Consider the following 16,889-nt stretch of genomic DNA (forward strand, 5'->3'; position numbering starts at 1 on the left):
CGCGCCGTGACCCGGCGCGGGCGCTTGCGCGCGTCCGGCGAGGGTAAGGAGATTCGGACGCCTTCATTGCCGATAAGCGCGCCCGCCGGTCGTTGACGGGGCTGGAACGCTCCAGCACACTCGTGCTCACCTGACCGCCCACCGGGAGGGGATCGATGAGGATCGGACTGGCCGGCGCGGGGCGCATCGGGGCGCGCCACGCCGTGGCCCTGCGCGAGTTGCCCGAGGTGGAGACCCTGTTCGTCGCCGACGCGGACCCGTGCCGCGCCCGCGACCTCGCGGCCCGCCTGTCCCCGGCGGCCCGGGTGAGGGTGTTGGACGAGGTCGAGGAGCTGTTCTCCGCGGGGCTGGACGGGCTGGTCGTCGCGGCGGCCACCGACGCGCACGCACGGCTGGTGGAACAGGCGGTGTCCGCGGACATACCGGTCTTCTGTGAGAAACCGCTCGCCTCGGACCTTGATGGAACGTTCCAAATCATGGCGGCCGCCGCGGCCGCCGAGGTGCCCGTCCAGGTCGGTTTCCAGCGGCGTTTCGACGCCGGGAACGCGGCGGCCCGGGAGGCCCTGATGTCGGGACGGCTCGGCTGGCTGCACACCGTCCGCTCGTGCAGCTTCGACCCCGCGCCGCCGCCCGCCGAGTACGTCCCGTGCTCCGGCGGGCTGTTCCGCGACTGCGTGATCCACGACCTCGACCTCATCCGCTTCGTGACCGGACGCGAGGCCGTCCGCGTCACCGCCGCCGGGGCCAACCGGGGCGACGAGTTCTTCCGCGAGTGCGGCGACATCGACACCGGGTCGGCCCTGCTCGTCCTGGACGACGGGACGCTCGCGGTCGTGTCCGCCACCCGCTACAACGCCGCCGGGTACGACGCGCGCCTGGAGCTGTTCGGGTCCAAGGACAGCATCGTCACCGGCCTGGACGACCGGACGCCCGCGACGCCCCTCCCCGAACGGGGCTCCGAACCGAGGAACGCCTACTGCGGATTCATGGACCGCTTCGCCGACGCCTACGACGCCGAACTCCGCGCCTTCGTGGACATGGTCGCCGGACGGCGCGGCAACCCGTGCCCGCCCGAGGAGGCGCTGGAGGCGTTCTACCTCGCCGAGGCGTGCGAGCTGTCGCTGCGGGAGGGCCGCGCCGTCGGGACGGACGAGGTGCGCCGGTGAATGCTCCCTCACCCCGCGGGTATCGTCCGCCGCGCGCGATCTGTGATCGACTCCACTGACCGACCGATCGGGGGGGAACGGAGAGAGCGACCCCATGAGAGGCGTGTGCGCGCGTGGAACGTCCAGGGGCCTGGCGGTCCTGACGACCGTGGGACTGCTGGCGCTGGGCGCCTGCAGCAGCGAGGGCGGAAAGAAGGCCGAGGAGAGGGCGGAGGGCGCCGGTTCGCGGTTGAAGATCGCGATGGTGACGCATTCGGCCCCCGGCGACACCTTCTGGGACATCGTGCAGAAAGGGGCCAGGGCCGCCGCCGCCAAGGACGACGTCGAGTTCCTCTACGCGGCCGACCCGGACGGCGGAAAGCAGGCCGAACTCGTCCAGACCCAGATCGACAAGAGGGTCGACGGGATCATCGTCACCCTCGCCAAGCCGGACGCGATGCGGGACGTCCTGGCCCGCGCGACAGCCGCGAAGATCCCCGTCGTCTCGATCAACTCCGGTCAGCGGGAGTCGGCGACGCTCGGCGCGGTCGCCCACTTCGGCCAGGACGAGTCGATCGCCGGTGAGGCCGCCGGAGCCGAGATGACGAGGATCGGCGCGAAGAACGCGCTGTGCGTCGTCCATGAACAGGGCAACGTCGGCCTGGAGGCCCGCTGCGCCGGGGCGAAGAAGACGTTCCGCGGGACGATGCAGAACCTGTTCGTCCAGGGCTCGAACATGCCGGGCGTCAAGTCGTCCATCACGGCCAAGCTCCAGGCCGAGGACGGCGTCGACGGGATCCTGACGCTCGGCGCGCCGTTCGCCGCCACCGCCGTCGACGCGGTCAAGGAGACCGGTGGCGACGCGAAGATCGGCACATTCGACCTCAACCGGGACCTCATCGCCTCGATCAAGTCGGGCGCCGTCGCGTTCGCCGTCGACCAGCAGCCCTACCTGCAGGGATACGAAGCCGTCGACCAGCTATGGCTGCTGCGGGCCAACGGCAACGTCCTCGGCGGCGGACGTCCCGTGCTGACCGGCCCGGCGATCGTCACCAAGGAGAACGCGGGACGGCTGGAGGCGTTCGCGAACCGGGGGACGCGATGACCCGCGCCGCGACCTCGGGCGTGGCGGAACCCCCGGTCGCCGGTCCCGGCCCGGACGAGCGCCTGGCCCGCCGGTCGCCGCTGCGGCGGCTGCTCGGCCGCCCGGAACTCGGCGCGCTGCTCGGCGCCGTCGCGCTGTTCGTGTTCTTCTCCGTCGTCGCGGACGCGTTCCTGAAGGCGGGGTCGTTCTCGACCGTCCTGTACGCGAGCTCCACCTTCGGGATCATGGCGGTCGGGGTCTCGCTGCTCATGATCGGCGGGGAGTTCGACCTGTCCGCCGGGGTGCTGGTGACGTCCTCGGCGCTGATCGCCGCGCTGACCGCGTACCAGCTGACCCTGAACGTGTGGGCGGGCGTCGCGATCTCACTCGTGCTGACGCTGGCGCTCGGCGCGGCGAACGGGCTGCTCCGCGTCCGGACGAGGCTGCCGAGCTTCATCGTCACGCTCGCGACGTTCTTCATGCTCGCCGGGCTGAACCTCGGCGTGACGAAGGCCCTCACCGGCAACGTGGCGAGCGACTCCGTCCGCGACATGGACGGGTTCGACAGCGCCCGCGCGGTCTTCGCGTCCGACACCGACGTCCTCGGCGTCAACGTCAGGATCACGGTGCTGTGGTGGCTGCTGTTCGTCGCGGTCGCCACCTGGATCCTGCTGCGCACCCGCACCGGCAACTGGATCTTCGCGGTGGGCGGGTCCGCCGACAGCGCCCGTGCCGTCGGCGTGCCCGTCGACCGCGTCAGGATCGGCCTGTTCATGGGCGTCGCGTTCTGCGCCTGGTTCTCCGGGATGCACCTGGTGTTCGCGTTCGCGACCGTCCAGTCGGGGGAGGGCGTCGGCAACGAGTTCCTGTACATCATCTGCGCGGTCATCGGCGGCTGCCTGCTGACGGGCGGCTACGGGTCCGCGATCGGCGCGGCGATCGGCGCTTTCATCTTCGGCATGACGAACAAGGGCATCGTGTACGCGGAGTGGAACCCGGACTGGTTCCGGTTCTTCCTCGGCGCGATGCTGCTCATCGCGACCGTGGTGAACCTGGCCGTCCGGCGCAGGGTGGAGCGGACGCCATGACGGACGCACCGCTGATCAGGTTGACCGGCGTCGGGAAGAGCCACGGCGCCGTCATCGCGCTCCGGGACGTGGACCTGGAGGCGTCCGCCGGCGAGGTGACCTGCGTGCTCGGCGACAACGGCGCGGGCAAGTCCACCCTCATCAAGATCGTCGCCGGGCTGCACCGCCACGACACCGGGACGTACGAGGTCCAGGGGGAGAAGGTCGAGTTCGGCTCGCCCCGCGAGGCCCTCGACCGCGGCATCGCCACCGTCTACCAGGACCTCGCGGTCGTGCCGCTGATGCCGGTCTGGCGGAACTTCTTCCTCGGCTCCGAGAGACGCCGCGGGTTCGGCAGCCTCGACATCGCGTCCATGCGCGAGACCACCCACCGCGAGATGTCCGCGATGGGCATCGACCTGCGCGACGTCGACCAGCCCATCGGCACCCTGTCCGGCGGCGAACGGCAGTGCGTGGCGATCGCCCGCGCCGTCCACTTCGGCGCGAAGGCCCTCGTCCTGGACGAGCCCACGGCCGCCCTCGGCGTCAAACAGGCCGGGGTGGTGCTGCGCTACATCGTCCGGGCGCGCGAGCGCGGCCTCGCCGTCATCTTCATCACCCACAACCCGCACCACGCCTACCCGGTCGGGGACCGCTTCCTCATCCTCAACCGGGGGAGGAGCATCGGCCACCACACCAAGGACGAGATCACCCGTGAGGAGCTGACCGCGCTGATGGCGGGCGGCGGCGAACTGGAGGAACTCGCCCGAGAACTGGACGTCACCGGCGACTGACCTGCCCATTCGCCCCGCGAAGACGCCTCGCCTCGCGTGCCGCGGAACCGAAGCGGGCCCGCGGCGCCGCCTTTGCCTCATTGAAACGCGTTCAGTCAATTGAGCTTGACTCGCACGAGTCGTCATCATCGTTTCCGATGGTGGTGCTCTTATTGGAAGGGGCCACCGGAAGGCCACCGGACGTGTGCGCGGACGGTGGCCTTCCGCATTTCCGGGATGGGCGGCGGCTGTTGAGCCGGTCAATTGCCGGGCGCCGGACGCGCCGTCATCATCGTTTCCGATGGTGGCTCAGTGCTGCGAGCCGGCCGCCTGGAGAGACGGCCCCCGGGATTTACCCCGGGGGCCGTCGCATGTCTCGGAGAACTCCCCGGAAGGCCGCGGCCGGTGCGCGACGCCCGGATCAACGAAACCGATCGGGCGCCCCCGGCACGCGGCCTTCCGGGGTCCGCACGACAAGGAAGGAGAGCACTTTGGCGATCACCTTCGACGCCGCCGCGCTCGTGCCGCCCGGCGACGCTCCGGTGGCCGCGGTGTTCCCCGACGTCGAGGCCCTCGTCGGGAACTACCTGACGGCCCGGCCGGAGATGGCGGGCATCCCCGTGGGGCCGGTGCTGCCGAGCGGCAACGACGGGAGCCAGCCCGCCGTGGTCCTGATCCGCGACGGCGGCTCGTACCGCGAGTACGCGGTGCTCGACGATGCCCAACTGCGGATCGAGACCTACGGGCCGGACCCGACGGCCGCGCACGAGCTGATGCGGCGGGTCCGCGCGCTGCTGGCGGGCCTCCCCGAGGTCACGATCCCCGGCTCGGTCATCACCGATGTCACCGAGGAGGTGGGGCTGCGGGGCCTGCGCCGCCTCACCGACCGCACCAATCCTCAACGCACCCGCTACGCACTCAATGTGCGGCTGCTCATCCGGCTGCAATAGCAGCGGACGCTAAGGAGAGAGAAATGGCAGGAATCAACGCGACCGAGATCCGCGTCGCCGGTACCGGGCGGGTGCTGGTCGCGCCCAAGAACGCCGACATGGCGGCTCCCGGCACGACGCTGGGCGCCGAATGGAAGGACCTCGGTTACACCACCAACGACGGGATCAAGTTCACCAAGAAGGACAAGCTCGATCCCGTGGACTCGTGGCAGAGCATGGCCGCGGTCCGCTTCGTCCAGAGCGACCGGGACCTGACCGTCAAGTTCCAGCTCATCCAGATCAACGTGGACACGCTGCCGTTCGTCATGGGTTCGGGCAACACCCCGCTCACCCCCGACGTGGACGGCGTCGTGCGGTACGACATCTCGGCGACCCCGGTACCGGCCGAGTTCGCGTTGGGCCTGGAGTTCACCGACGGCGCGAGCGTCACCCGGTTCTACGTCCCCCGGGGCGTCGTCACCGACATGGACGAGGTGCAGTTCGCCAAGAACGCCCCCGTCAAGCTCGGTGTCACCATCAACGCCATCGCCTCGGACGCCACCCCCGTCAAGCCGCTGGCCAGCTGGATGACGAAGTGACGGCCCGCTACAGCGTCAACGCCGCACGCGCGCAGCGGCTGGAGGCGCTCGGCGAGCACTGGGAGTTCGAGATCGACGGTGAGCGGTACGCCCTGGCGACCGAACTGCCGCACAAGATCGTCAAACGGCTCGCCGATCTCGACCCGTCCGATGTGGAGGGCATGCTGGAGCTGCTGCTCGGCGAGGAGCAGTTCGAGCGCTTCAAGCGGCATGAGGTCAGCGTCCAGGACGTCCAGGCCCTGGTGGAGGCCTACGGGCGGGACTCGGGGATGTTCCCGGGGGAAGGATCGGCCTCGACGAGCTCCTGACCGAGCACGCCGAGGCGATCGAGGCCGACCTGCTCCGTTACTACGGGGTCGATCTCCTCGATCTCCATCGCGGCACGCTGTCCGCGCGGCGGGTGCTGGTGCTGATCCGGCACCTGCCGCGTGACAGCGCGCTCGTCCGCGCCCTGCACGGTGAAGAGGCCGACTGGGGCGCGGTCGAGCATCTGCTCGCGGCGGTGGTCGATCATCTGGCGATCGGCAACTGGCTGTTCACCAGCGCCCACAGCGACTCGGAGCCCCCGCGTCCGGAGCCGGTGCCCCGTCCCGGGGAAGCGCGGGAGGAGGAGACGGCGGCGAATCCGAGCCCGCAGGAACTCGCCGCCTTCTTCGGAGGGCTGTGAGCGCGGCCATCGGTGGTCGCTCGCCACCGGGGCCGCGCGGGTCAGTCGTCGTCGGGGCCGCGCAACCGGCGCAGGACGCGTTCCCAACGCTCCACCCGGCGGCGCCGCCCCGCCCGGCCGCCCGGCCGGTCCCCGGCCTCGACGGCGAGCACGATCACGCGAAGATCGTTGTCGAGGTCGATCACGGCGGAGTCGAAGAGCGCGTGCTCGGTGAGCTCGTCGCGGATGCGGGTGGGGAGCCGGTCGGTCCACAGCGCGTCAGCCTGTGGCGCCGCGGGGGCCGGAAGCTCTCGCGGTTGCTCACCGGCGAGAAGCGCCTCGAACGAACCGGGCGCCCAGCGCAACGCCAACTCGACCAGTGGCCACTTCGTCGGCCGGCCGCCCATGCGGCCGGCCTCGATGTTGCGGATCGTCGTCTCGGACACACCCGCGGCCGTCGCCAGGTCGCGCTGGCGCATACCGAGATGGACTCTCCGGGTGGCCACGGACTCACCCACGGTCGCGTGACGTTGCATGAGCATCGCCTCATTCTGTCGCAGCCGGACGTTGGTACACCGGGCCATCACCTGGTTGGTCCGGGCGAGTACTGATACTGCCGGTCACGCCGATGAGCTGTGACGACTCCGCGAGAGCCACTTCACCGAGATCGTTTCGTAGTGTGATCCTTCTCACAGGAGCGTCGAAAGTTGAACCATCTGAGCGCAAGATCATTGTCATAAATTGGCGTCATGAAACACCAGAAACTCGTCCCCATCGATGGGGCAGCCTTACGCGTGCTCCGCAATCGACGCCAGCTGAGGCAGGCGGACGTCGCGGCCCTCGCGGGCATCGATACGTCGTACCTCTGCATGTTGGAGACGGGACGCAGAAGCCGGGCGTCCTATGCCGTGGCCTGCCGGATCGCCGCCGCGATGACGGTGTCATTGGCGTCAATAATCAAAGAAAACCATCAGGATGTCGCATAGGAGGAGAGGCCGAGTGCGGACGAACGTCCCGTGCCGTCCTTCCGGGGGGGAGGAGCCGTGAAGCTGGATCTCTCCGCCGCCTGGCATGCGCTGGCAGCCTGCCGCGGCGTCGATCCGGACGCGTTCTTCGTCCGGCCGTCCGACCGTGCGGGGGTCGCCGCCGCCAAGCGCATCTGCGCCGGCTGCCCCGTACGGGAGGAATGCCTGCGCTACGCCGTCGCCGACGAGGCCCTGGAGGGCATCTGGGGCGGCATGACCGACCGTGAGCGGACGGCGACACGACTGCGGACCCGCCTCGCCCGCGATCTGCTCACCACCACCCCCGCATGAGTCCCGCCGGGGATCGCGCGCCACAGCACGGTCCCCGGCGTCGTCCGATCCAGCATTGAGGAGACCAATGTTCCTTTGTCCAGGTCCGTGCAATCGGACTTCACGTCACCGCACCGCGCCGCGGTCGGTGAGCGTCGGCGAGCCGGTGTGGTGCCGGCCCTGCCAGTCGCTGCTGCGGCACCGCCTGGTCGAGCTCGACGACCTCGCGGCCAAGGTCGGCGCCGCGCTGGACCAGCGGCGCTCGGGCCCGGGGGAGAAGGTGTCGGGCACCCGCACCCGGCCCTCGCCGTCCGCCGCGGTCGACGACCTGGACGAACTACTGCACACCCTGTTGGGCTGGGAGGACGCGTACCGGGAGGCACGCTCACTACCACCCCGCCCTCGCCGAGGCCGGTACGCGCCGACCCTCGCGGGCACCGTCGCCTGGCTCGCCCACCATCTCGATGGCATCCTCGCCTTCGACGGCGCCGCCGACTTCGGACGCGAGATCCTCGACCTGCACCGACGTCTGCGTTCCCGCACCCGCACCGGCCCCCCGCGCCGCCCCACCACCGCATGCCCGGACTGCGACCTGATGACCCTCGCGCACGACCCCGACGCCGACGAGCTGCGCTGCGGCGCCTGCGGCTGGACGTCCGCCGCCCACCCCCGGAAGAAGGTGTCATGACCGACCTGACCCGAACCTTCCTGTCCGTACCGCAGGCCGCGGAACGCGTGGGCATGGGCGTCCCCGCGATCCGCCAGTGGATCAGCCGTGGTCACCTGCCCGTCGTCCGGGTCGGCCGCCGCGTCTTCGTCCGCGAACTGGACCTGCTCATCGCAGAACGCGACACCCGCCGCCGCGGCGGCAAACGCCCGTCGACGCCGACCGACTGACCCGAGAGCCGGACACCCTCCCCCTCTGACAGAGGGACCCCCACGGCCCGCAACGTGGGGGTTTTCCCGTCTCTGCCGAGAACCGCAAACCTCGACCGGACCGGCCGACGCACAGCCCCCGCGTTCCAGCCGACCCCCCGGGCAAGCCCGACCGCACACCCGGGCACGCCCCCCGCTCTCAGAGCCGGTCGAGGATCTCCTTCTTCTTGGCCTGAAACTCGTCCTCGGTCAGGACACCGGCGGCACGTAGCTCGGCGAGTTCCTTGAGAAGCTCGAGCGAGTCGCCGGAGCGCTCGCTGGACCGATGAGGATGGTAGAGGTCGAGCCACGTTCCAAGCGTCGCCGGGTCAGGCTGTGAACGGTTGCTCATGACTCGCTCATGAAGGGCTGCGGCGAAGAACAGTGCGTCGGCTTCTGCAGGACCGGGGGACATGAGCAGTGCGTTGATGTCGACGAAGGGGTGGACACTCGCACCTTCCGGCGTTCCGACAAGGTGAACCTGGACGTAGGAGATCTCGTCGACGGCAAGATAGCCGGGCTCCCATGACACCGACTCGATCGATGACATGGGCACCGTCCAGATCCGCCGCCTGTCGACCTTCTCAGGCTCAGCCAGCTGGTTGAACTCGAAGGTGACCGTGTCGCGGTTCAGCGTGATCCTGCCGTCGCCGCCGATGAGGCGCTGCGGTATGCCCGGCACGCGAATCAGCGGACGTTCTGCGGGAGTGTCGGCGAGCCCGGTCTTCCTGATGGCCGCCTTCAACTCCTCGGCAAAGTACTCGCCGATCAATTCCTCTTTGCCATGAACGAAGAAATAGAGAGGATTGAAATCCGGATGCTCGATCGTCCCACCCGCAACGGTATGGAACGGACACGCACCCGCCCTCGGAGTCAGGACGAGCCCACTGTGACCACCGTTCTTATGCAACTCGATCCTGACGTCGCTTAACGATTGCACTGGGATACGCGTCTCAACGAGCAGCGATCGCATGCGGTTCCAGATGCCGGCGTCCGAGCGGTAACGAAACTTCTTGTAACGAAACCTCACCTCGTCGCCGAGCCAAATGATGTTACCGGCCCGCAGTCGCACTTCTTCCACGAAAGCATCATAGTAGACGCATCGACCGGGTACCATCCACGCAGCTCTACGCCTCTTGGGCAGCATCTACGACCACTGCTGACGAACACCATCTCTGACGATCCGCATCAGAAGGCGTGAGTCCAAGTGCCACTACACGCACTCGGAAAAGTCAGATCACGGCTCCGCGAAGGCCGCACAATTCTTCATGCGGTCGGTCATAGAACTCGCCCAACTCGGAAGCGTGCGGACCCGCGGGGCCTGCCGCCGTTCCCGTCGATGGCACCTGATTCGGGAAAGAAGGCGTCGTTCAGAGCCGGTCGAGGATCTCCTTCTTCTTGGCCTGAAACTCATCCTCGGTGAGGACGCCGGCGTCCCGGAGTTCACCGAGTTTGCGGAGCAGTTCGGTGGCGTCGTGCTGTGGGGCCGAGAGATCGTCCGACTTCTTGGAGCTAGAGGGGGCCAGGTTCCTCGGATGCATGCGTTCCACGACTGTGGCGGCGAACACCAGTGCTTCTGCGAACTGTTCGTCCGTCTCCAGGAGCACGGTGGTCGCATCGACGGTCTGGTGCTTGGGCCGGTAAATGCCGACGGGCCGAAAGCGAAGGTATCCGATCTTATCGGGATCGTGCTTCCAATCCATCCACGTGATGGAACGGATACGGTCGATTCTCAGTGTCGACCGATGTACGCTAAGTCGCTTTCTAGGGTTCGCCTCCAAGCCCCAGGTGAAGCGCAGAACATTTCCGCGCAAATCCACGGCACCGTCCAGACCCACCAGTCGAACAGTGGGGTTGGGTACAGAAATAAGGAATCGATCGGCTCGTGTATCGGACATACCATGCGCGTCGATCGCCGATGCGATCTCGGTTGCATAGTACTCGATCAACAGCTCCTGATCGGCATCGAAGTCAAAGCAAAGTGGGTCGTTGGCAGGGTGAAACTCTGCTCCGGCAACTTCGTGAAAGGGACTGGCGCCGGGACGCGGGAGGAACCGGATGCCCCCGGAACAGTTCTGGGTCTTCCGCGTAAATTCTACCCCCTTGAGAGCACTAATCGGCACGTGCAGCTGCGGCAAAAGCCGATACATACTGGCGCATCGCCGCAAGCCCCCAGTGCTCTGAAACTCGATGTAGTTGAACTCGAGCGCATCCCCCGACCAATCGCCGAACGCATTTAAGAAGTGGAGCCGGTCCATAACGACAAATCATACCATATCGACCGGGCCAGTGGATGCCAATGTTGAATGAGTTTTCCAAGCCCCTAGAAGAGGATCAAAAGGAAAACGACTATAATCAGATAAGACCTAGTGTGACGAGCACTCGTGAAATCCTGACTGCAAGTCGAGGACAGTGAGAACTGCAATCGGTAGTTGTAGGGCTCGAACTCTTTACAGGCGACCGCTCAGCACCATCATTGCGGAACTAGAACACAGGGCCCCGACCCGGACCCCATAAGCTTCGAGCGCCGCGAACTGACTCGCAGTTCCGCAAGTGCTGAAAGTTTGCCCACCTAGTCCTGGTTGTATGGCGAGTTGGATCGACGACGATCAAGATAGGATCTGCCAGACACTGTGGCGTCGGGCTAGATCCCTCTGAAAAGCTTCCATTTTCTGATCTCGAAGTCCTGGTGACTGATCTGTTGTGTGTCGCGGAGTCGGAGCAGGGTGCGGAGTTCATCGACGGGATTGTCGACGACGTCTTGTTCGCCTGTCTTATTGGCTGCTCTGAATCTGGCAGGAGTCAAGGTGGCCAGGTGAGCGGCGAACAGCATGCCGTCTGCAAACTGCTCCGAGCTGAAGAGAAGTATCGAGTGGGGGTCCTCGGTGGGGTGCGGTTGAGTGGCCGGTGTGGTTCCAGTGGGCGTGATCTGAATGTATCCGATCCCATCGGGATCGAGATCGTCAGGTACATATCTGATTGAATGGTCAGGTACATATCTGATTGAATGGATTGAATCCAGGGGAACGATCTGCTGCCGTTTACCTTGCGTCTTCTCTCGCCGTGCGTTCTTCCCCCATGTAATGGCCAGTTTGTGATCGTCGATTTCAGCGAACGCGTCGTCGGCGGTGAGGTGCTCGAGGGGGTTCGGCACAGCAATGGCGAACTCGTCGGCGGGGGTGTCGGCGAGCCCATGCATGTGAATGGCTCTGCGGATTTCCGTGACGTAGTACTCGGCCAACAGCGACGATTTGGCGGAGTAGCCGATAATAAGGGGATTGACTGCATCGATGATGCCGACACCGGCCACCTGGTGGAACGGGCTCGCGTGGGCCCGGGGGACCAGTCGGATAACGCCGACCCGGTTGCGGTGCGGCAACGTGTTCTGGACAGCGGCCAAAGCGGTGACCGGAACACTGACTTCCCTTAGAACGTCACGGAGACGCTGCCTGGTGCGATACACGTCCTCATCAGGGAGAGGGTCTTCGTAGCACAGTTGAATTTCGTGACCGTCCCAGACCAATGCGTCGACACGAAGCTTGACACGCTCTGCCATGCGACGAGTGTAGCGAGCACCACTGCATTCGGAACTGAAAACGATCTCGCCAAAGCCAAAGGATGCCCTACCAACTCTCTGGCAGGCTGCGGATTGTTAGTGACGAAAAGAGGGGGCACCTCAGAAGATCTGTCCAAAGATTAGGGAGACCGACTGCCAGGGATCGAGGCTCTGCCGTAGAAGATCACGGCTCCAGCATCGACGCCTTCGCGCCCCGCCGCCTTCGCCATGTCCAACCTCAATGCGGTCGCCCGTAGAGCCCACCAGCTCCTGGCGCGGGTGGCTCCAAAGGCCTACGAGACGCTGCCGTCTCCGTAGATCGCGCCTGGTCAGGGGGATCCCAACGATCAGAGCCGGTCGAGGATTTCCTTCTTCTTGGCCTGAAACTCGTCCTCGGTGAGCACGCCGGCGTCCCGGAGACCAGCAAGTTTGCGGAGCAGTTCGGTGGCGTCGTGCTGTGAGGTCGAGGAATCGTCCGCCTTCGTGGGGCTCGGGGGCGACACCCTCCTCAGTTGCTTGCGTTCTAGGACTGTGGCGGCGAACACCAGTGCTTCTGCGAACTGTTCGTCTGTCTCCAGAAGCAGCGTGGTGGCGTCGACAAGCTGGTGCATGAACTGGTGAGTGCCGACGGGCTGAAAGCGAAGGTATCCGATCTCATCTGGATCGTTCATCCAATCCATCCACGTAATGGATCGAATATCATCGATAGGCAGTGTCGATCGATGTAGGCGCATTCTCTTTCCGGGGTTCGCTTCCAGGCCCCAGGTAAAGCTCAGAACATCTCCTTGAAGGTCGACGGCACCGTCGAATCCTACGGAGCGAACAATGGGGTTGGGTACGGAGATGAGAAATCTATCGGACGGCATATCGGACAAGCCGTGTGCGTCGATCGCCGATGCGATTTCGGTCGCGTAGTACTCGATCACCATCTCTTGGTCGGCGTCGAAGATAAAGTAGAGCGGGTCGTCGGAAGGGTGGAGTTCTGCTCCGGCAGCCTCGTGGAAAGGGCTGGCTCCGGGCCGTGGGTGGAACCGGATGCCGCCGGTGTCGTTCCGGACCGCTCGCGTGAGTGTCACTCCTCGGAGAGCAGTCGTTGGCACGTGCAGCTGCTTCAAAAGTCGATACATATGCGCGCATCGCCGCAAGCCTTTGGTGCCGTTAAACTCGATGTAGGTGAACTCGAGTGCGTCTCCCGACCAATCGCCGGATACATTAAAAAACTTCAGCTGGTTCATGGTGTAAGAATTGTATCATATTGAACGCGCGGCAGATTGCAATGTCGATCAAACGTTTCAATGTTCTGTAGGGGCTTTGCGGAGGGGAATAGTAGCTATTAGGTAGAACAATGCGCGACGGGCCTAAACCCCGTTTTCCGTGTCGAAATATTGGCTACAACTCGAGGGTTGCGCCCGACCTGGTCGGAAGGACCAAAGTCCAGTGCGCTCAGATGGCAATGCGCTCAGCGATCGTTATCGCAAGAGAGCTAAGCCACTGTGCCGTGAGCCGTATCTTGATGGGCTTCGAGTAACACGAACCTGACTGGCAGTGCCGCAACGCGGATTTTTCAGCGGCCCATTCTTGGCCGCCTAAATGAACGGCGACTTCAATTTTGCCACCAATGCCTTACGCGGTGTTCGAACCCGGTCGAAAATTTTCCGCTTCTCGGCCTGGAACTCCTCCTCGGTGAGCACACCGGCGTTTCGGAGTTCACCGTGTTTGCGGAGTAGTTCGGTGGCGTCGGGCGAGGCTGGGATCTGGTCGGAATTTTGCAACCAATCCATCCATGTAATGGATCGCATATCGTCGATTGGCAGTATTGTCTCGATTCGGTGTTGAGGGGCGCCAACAAGGTGTCGGGGTGGTCGAAAAGCCTGATTCCTGCCCGGACAGGGAAGTCGGTTCTGTCGTCGATGCTGTGACCTCGGTGTTCAGAGCCGGTCGAGAATCTGCTTCTTCTTGACCTGGAACTCCTCCTCGGTGATGATGCCGGCGGCGCGTAGGCTGGCGAGGTCTTTGAGAAGCTCGAGTGAATTGTCGGCTTGATTGAAACTGTGGGGATGGTAGAGGCCTAGCCAGGTCTTGAGAGGTTCGGGGGCAGGTTGTGATCGGTTGTTTGCGAGCCGCTCATGAAGGGCTGCGGCGAAGATCAGTCCGTCGGCCTCCCCCGGTCCGGTATACAGGAGCAGAGCGTTAATGTCGTAAAAGGGATGAATTCTTGCGCCTTCCGGCGCCCCAATAAGATGAATCTGGAAAAATGGTACCCTGTCGATCGCTGAATACTGGGGCTCCCATGATACCGATTCAATCGATGATATAGGTACCGTCCAAACCCGCCTTCTCTCGATCTTTTCAGGTTCGGCCTGATTGTTGAATTCGAAGGTGACCGTATCGCGGTTCAGCGTAACTCTGCCGTCGCCACCGATGAGGCGCTTGGGTGTATGCGGTACCTGAATTAGCGGACGTTCAGCGGGGACGTCGGCGAGCCCGGTCCGCACGATGCCCGCTCGCAATTCCTCAACATAGTATTCGACAATTAATTCTTCGTTGGCGTTGAGAAAGAAATGAAATGGATTGAAATCCGGGTGCTCGATTGTTCCGCCTGCAACAGTATGGAAAGGGCAGGCGCCCTCCCTGGGTGTCAGGGTGAGTCGAGCGCGAAACTCTTTCGTATGCGGCTCCAGTTCGACGTCGTGGAGCGAATGCACGGGAATGCGTAGTTCCCCGAGTGCTTGGCGTAGTCGGTTCCAGATCTCGACGCCGCGCTTGCGGATTTTCTTGTAACGGATCCTGACCTCGTCATCCGACCAAATGATGGCGCCATCGTGCAGGCCTACCTCTTCCATGTCGGCATCATAGTCGACACGGTGACTCCTCGCCATACACACTCCCTGCCAACGCCGTGCTTATAAGGCGGGGCTCGCCAGTACCGTCACGGCATTTATTATCGAGATGAGGCCATTGATGAATGATTTGGCTCAAGAAGTCAAGAAACTGAGTGCCTCGATAGACGCTCTGACCAAAAAGCTTACAACTCCTTCGTCGTCACCGACCTTTCCTTTCACTCCACTTCCTGTTGCCTTCACCATCGCCAACTTCGATGCGGTTGGTAAAGGAATCTGGAATGCGTTGATGTCGAGGCGTCAGAAATCGGAGTCCGAGGATAGTAGTGTCGGCGCAAAAAAGGATCGCCCGGAAGCGCCGTCTAGGAGACTGCGCACTGCTGCAGCTACCGGGTTGACGGCAACAACGATAAAAATGAGTCGCCCTCAAGTTGTGCCTCCTTTTGACACGAGATTGATAGCGCGTAATTCGGAATCTGCCGGCAGGGCCGCGGCGGAACAGTTTAACTCCGCGCTGAGCAAGGGAAGGATTGGTGCGCGGAAGACGGCGAACGAAATTGTCCTGGGTGTAGTCCAGCCTCTTGACGGGCTTGATGCAAAGATGCAGCGAGCTGGCACTGACGGGGTTCGTGGTTTTGTTCGCGGACTTGTGCAGCGGGGTTCGGAGTTGGCGCGGGCGGGTGCTGGGTTGGCCGATAGGGCTCTGCAGGCGGCTCGTCAGCGGTTGAGATCGAGGTCGCCGTCCATGGCGATGGCGGAGATCGGGCGGGATGCCGGCTCCGGGTTCGTGCTCGGTCTGACACAGAGCCGCGCGAAGGTGGCAGCCGCTGCCCGAGGCATGGGCCAGGCCACCACCGCCGGTGCGCAGAGCGCGACGGCGGGGTTGAAGCCGTTGAACAAGGAGTTGGCGGCTACGTCCAAGGAGGCGACCAAGAGTGGGCGGCAGATGGGGACTGCCACCAAGGGGCTGAAGGGGATTGGGCCTGCGGGGAAGGTCGCTGGCACCGGGTTGAAGGGGGTTGGGGCCGGGTTCAAGGCGGCGCTTGGGCCTGCGGGGTTGATTCTGCTGCTGTTGGAGCCGTTCCTGGCGAAGCTCATTGAGACGGTGACGAGTTCCAAGAAGTTCAAGCAGGCCGTTGAGGTCGCGATGAAGGGGGTCTCCATCGCGGTCGGGTGGGTCTCCAAGGTGATCAAGGGGATCTTCGACTGGGTGAAGAAGAACTGGAAGAAGCTGCTGCCGCTTTTGCTCGGGCCGTTCGGGGCCGTGATCGCGGGAGTGCTGATCTTTCGGAAGCAGATCACTGCGGGGATCAAGTGGGTGATCAATTGGATTAAGAAGAACTGGAAGTTGTTGGTCGCGATTCTGACCGGGCCGTTCGGGCTTGCGGTTGCGTTCGTGATCAAGTTTCGGGGGCGGATCGGTGGGGTGGTCTCCTCCATCATCAACTGGATCAAAGGGAACTGGCGGGGGCTGCTGGCAATTCTGACCTGGCCGTTCAGGGCGAGTGTGTCGGCGATCGCCGGGATCTTCGGCAGGATCGTGGGCTATGCCCGTGGGCTGCCGGGACGGATTCGGAGTGCCATCGGCTCCGTCGTGTCGGTTCTGCGGGGCAAAGGGGCGGACCTCATCACCGGGTTCATCGCAGGGATCAGGTCCAAGGCCGGGGAGATCATTTCGACCGTCAAGGGCTATATCACCGACAAAATTCCCGGTTTCGTCAAGAATGCGTTCAGATCCAATTCGCCGTCGCTGGTGATGATGGAGATCGGACGTGACGTCGGTGAGGGAATGGCGTTGGGCATCGAGGACGGGAGCCGAGATGTCGATAGGGCCATGGTCGGGTTGGTTTCGGTGCCGCAGGTCGGGGCCGGGGTTTATTCGAGTTCTCTGCGGCGCGGAGATGCGCAGCGGAAGTACGAGTTCCACTTTCACGGGCCGGTCACGGACCCGGAGGAGACCAGTCGTCAGTTCGCTTCCCGGTTGCGCGAATGGGAAGTCCTCAATGCCGCTAGTTAGGTGAATCATGCCGATTCTAATCA

Annotated in this window: 19 protein-coding genes; 13 read left to right on the forward strand and 6 right to left on the reverse strand. The window is 64.5% G+C overall.

Going from position 1 to position 16,889, the window contains the following annotated elements; genetic code table 11:
• Positions 1-155 precede the first annotated feature (155 nt).
• The 8 genes from BZB76_RS30015 to BZB76_RS30050 all read left to right on the forward strand — a co-directional run bounded on the left by BZB76_RS30015 (position 156) and on the right by BZB76_RS30050 (position 6,264).
• Positions 156-1,166: a Gfo/Idh/MocA family protein gene (locus BZB76_RS30015; protein WP_121437788.1), complete on the forward strand. Its 1,011-nt coding sequence runs from the start codon at positions 156-158 to the stop codon at positions 1,164-1,166.
• A gap of 94 nt (positions 1,167-1,260) precedes the next feature.
• A complete protein-coding gene (locus BZB76_RS30020; RefSeq protein WP_121437789.1) occupies positions 1,261-2,250 on the forward strand; it encodes a sugar ABC transporter substrate-binding protein in 990 nt (329 codons plus the stop codon).
• On the forward strand, positions 2,247-3,317 hold the full coding sequence (locus tag BZB76_RS30025; protein ID WP_121437790.1) for an ABC transporter permease: 1,071 nt from the start codon (positions 2,247-2,249) through the stop codon (positions 3,315-3,317). Before BZB76_RS30020 ends, BZB76_RS30025 begins: the two co-directional genes overlap by 4 nt.
• A complete protein-coding gene (locus BZB76_RS30030) occupies positions 3,314-4,090 on the forward strand; it encodes an ATP-binding cassette domain-containing protein (protein WP_121437791.1) in 777 nt (258 codons plus the stop codon). The genes BZB76_RS30025 and BZB76_RS30030 overlap by 4 nt, the downstream gene beginning before the upstream one ends.
• A gap of 470 nt (positions 4,091-4,560) precedes the next feature.
• Entirely contained in the window at positions 4,561-5,019 is a 459-nt protein-coding gene (locus BZB76_RS30035; protein ID WP_121437792.1) for a hypothetical protein, read from the forward strand.
• A 23-nt stretch (positions 5,020-5,042) separates the two neighbouring features.
• The gene (locus tag BZB76_RS30040) at positions 5,043-5,597 is read left to right on the forward strand and encodes a phage tail tube protein (protein WP_121437793.1); all 555 of its coding nucleotides are present in this window, start codon (positions 5,043-5,045) and stop codon (positions 5,595-5,597) included.
• Positions 5,594-5,905 (forward strand): hypothetical protein, encoded by a 312-nt coding sequence (locus BZB76_RS30045; RefSeq protein WP_121437794.1) that lies wholly within the window; start codon positions 5,594-5,596, stop codon positions 5,903-5,905. Before BZB76_RS30040 ends, BZB76_RS30045 begins: the two co-directional genes overlap by 4 nt.
• A gap of 92 nt (positions 5,906-5,997) precedes the next feature.
• Entirely contained in the window at positions 5,998-6,264 is a 267-nt protein-coding gene (locus tag BZB76_RS30050) for a hypothetical protein (RefSeq protein WP_211343252.1), read from the forward strand.
• Between the two features lie 41 nt (positions 6,265-6,305).
• Here the strand turns inward: BZB76_RS30050 and BZB76_RS30055 are convergent, their stop codons facing one another.
• Positions 6,306-6,785, reverse strand: coding sequence for a helix-turn-helix transcriptional regulator (locus BZB76_RS30055; protein WP_170180819.1), 480 nt, complete (start codon positions 6,783-6,785; stop codon positions 6,306-6,308).
• 207 nt (positions 6,786-6,992) lie between these two features.
• Between BZB76_RS30055 and BZB76_RS30060 the strand changes: the two genes are divergently transcribed.
• From BZB76_RS30060 to BZB76_RS30070, 4 genes are all read left to right on the forward strand, one after another.
• Positions 6,993-7,229 carry a helix-turn-helix domain-containing protein gene (locus BZB76_RS30060; protein ID WP_121437797.1) on the forward strand — a complete coding sequence of 79 codons (237 nt, stop codon included), beginning with the start codon at positions 6,993-6,995 and terminating at the stop codon, positions 7,227-7,229.
• Positions 7,230-7,286: 57 nt separating this feature from the next.
• Positions 7,287-7,559 carry a WhiB family transcriptional regulator gene (locus tag BZB76_RS30065; RefSeq protein WP_246007305.1) on the forward strand — a complete coding sequence of 91 codons (273 nt, stop codon included), beginning with the start codon at positions 7,287-7,289 and terminating at the stop codon, positions 7,557-7,559.
• A gap of 127 nt (positions 7,560-7,686) precedes the next feature.
• Positions 7,687-8,226: a hypothetical protein gene (locus tag BZB76_RS34375; RefSeq protein ID WP_147449603.1), complete on the forward strand. Its 540-nt coding sequence runs from the start codon at positions 7,687-7,689 to the stop codon at positions 8,224-8,226.
• Positions 8,223-8,435 carry a helix-turn-helix transcriptional regulator gene (locus BZB76_RS30070; protein WP_170180820.1) on the forward strand — a complete coding sequence of 71 codons (213 nt, stop codon included), beginning with the start codon at positions 8,223-8,225 and terminating at the stop codon, positions 8,433-8,435. The genes BZB76_RS34375 and BZB76_RS30070 overlap by 4 nt, the downstream gene beginning before the upstream one ends.
• A gap of 178 nt (positions 8,436-8,613) precedes the next feature.
• Here BZB76_RS30070 and BZB76_RS30075 read toward each other — a convergent pair whose 3' ends face one another.
• The 5 genes from BZB76_RS30075 to BZB76_RS30095 form a co-directional block, all read right to left on the reverse strand.
• Positions 8,614-9,534, reverse strand: coding sequence for an SHOCT domain-containing protein (locus BZB76_RS30075; RefSeq protein ID WP_170180821.1), 921 nt, complete (start codon positions 9,532-9,534; stop codon positions 8,614-8,616).
• Between the two features lie 289 nt (positions 9,535-9,823).
• Positions 9,824-10,711 (reverse strand): DUF4429 domain-containing protein, encoded by an 888-nt coding sequence (locus BZB76_RS30080; protein WP_121437800.1) that lies wholly within the window; start codon positions 10,709-10,711, stop codon positions 9,824-9,826.
• Between the two features lie 386 nt (positions 10,712-11,097).
• Positions 11,098-12,009: a DUF4429 domain-containing protein gene (locus BZB76_RS30085; RefSeq protein ID WP_121437801.1), complete on the reverse strand. Its 912-nt coding sequence runs from the start codon at positions 12,007-12,009 to the stop codon at positions 11,098-11,100.
• Between the two features lie 347 nt (positions 12,010-12,356).
• Entirely contained in the window at positions 12,357-13,244 is an 888-nt protein-coding gene (locus BZB76_RS30090) for a DUF4429 domain-containing protein (protein ID WP_121437802.1), read from the reverse strand.
• A 693-nt stretch (positions 13,245-13,937) separates the two neighbouring features.
• Complete coding sequence (locus BZB76_RS30095; RefSeq protein ID WP_170180822.1) at positions 13,938-14,852, reverse strand: DUF4429 domain-containing protein; 915 nt, start codon at positions 14,850-14,852, stop codon at positions 13,938-13,940.
• A 118-nt stretch (positions 14,853-14,970) separates the two neighbouring features.
• On the opposite strand from BZB76_RS30095, the gene BZB76_RS30100 reads away from it, so the two are divergent.
• Positions 14,971-16,866, forward strand: a complete 1,896-nt coding sequence (locus BZB76_RS30100) for a phage tail protein (protein WP_147449604.1) — start codon at positions 14,971-14,973, stop codon at positions 16,864-16,866.
• Positions 16,867-16,889: the final 23 nt, after the last annotated feature.

Source organism: Actinomadura pelletieri DSM 43383, assembly GCF_003634705.1.
Classification (GTDB): Bacteria; Actinomycetota; Actinomycetes; order Streptosporangiales; family Streptosporangiaceae; genus Spirillospora; species Spirillospora pelletieri.

Excerpts from the sequence above, each read along its gene's own strand:
- BZB76_RS30015 (WP_121437788.1), top strand. The coding sequence starts at position 156 with ATGAGGATCGGACTGGCCGGCGCGGGGCGCATCGGGGCGCGCCACGCC.
- BZB76_RS30020 (WP_121437789.1), top strand. The coding sequence starts at position 1,261 with ATGAGAGGCGTGTGCGCGCGTGGAACGTCCAGGGGCCTGGCGGTCCTG.
- BZB76_RS30025 (WP_121437790.1), top strand. The coding sequence starts at position 2,247 with ATGACCCGCGCCGCGACCTCGGGCGTGGCGGAACCCCCGGTCGCCGGT.
- BZB76_RS30030 (WP_121437791.1), top strand. The coding sequence starts at position 3,314 with ATGACGGACGCACCGCTGATCAGGTTGACCGGCGTCGGGAAGAGCCAC.
- BZB76_RS30040 (WP_121437793.1), top strand. The coding sequence starts at position 5,043 with ATGGCAGGAATCAACGCGACCGAGATCCGCGTCGCCGGTACCGGGCGG.
- BZB76_RS30055 (WP_170180819.1), bottom strand. The coding sequence starts at position 6,785 with ATGCTCATGCAACGTCACGCGACCGTGGGTGAGTCCGTGGCCACCCGG.
- BZB76_RS30060 (WP_121437797.1), top strand. The coding sequence starts at position 6,993 with ATGAAACACCAGAAACTCGTCCCCATCGATGGGGCAGCCTTACGCGTG.
- BZB76_RS30070 (WP_170180820.1), top strand. The coding sequence starts at position 8,223 with ATGACCGACCTGACCCGAACCTTCCTGTCCGTACCGCAGGCCGCGGAA.
- BZB76_RS30080 (WP_121437800.1), bottom strand. The coding sequence starts at position 10,711 with ATGGACCGGCTCCACTTCTTAAATGCGTTCGGCGATTGGTCGGGGGAT.
- BZB76_RS30085 (WP_121437801.1), bottom strand. The coding sequence starts at position 12,009 with ATGGCAGAGCGTGTCAAGCTTCGTGTCGACGCATTGGTCTGGGACGGT.
- BZB76_RS30090 (WP_121437802.1), bottom strand. The coding sequence starts at position 13,244 with ATGAACCAGCTGAAGTTTTTTAATGTATCCGGCGATTGGTCGGGAGAC.
- BZB76_RS30095 (WP_170180822.1), bottom strand. The coding sequence starts at position 14,852 with ATGGAAGAGGTAGGCCTGCACGATGGCGCCATCATTTGGTCGGATGAC.
- BZB76_RS30100 (WP_147449604.1), top strand. The coding sequence starts at position 14,971 with ATGAATGATTTGGCTCAAGAAGTCAAGAAACTGAGTGCCTCGATAGAC.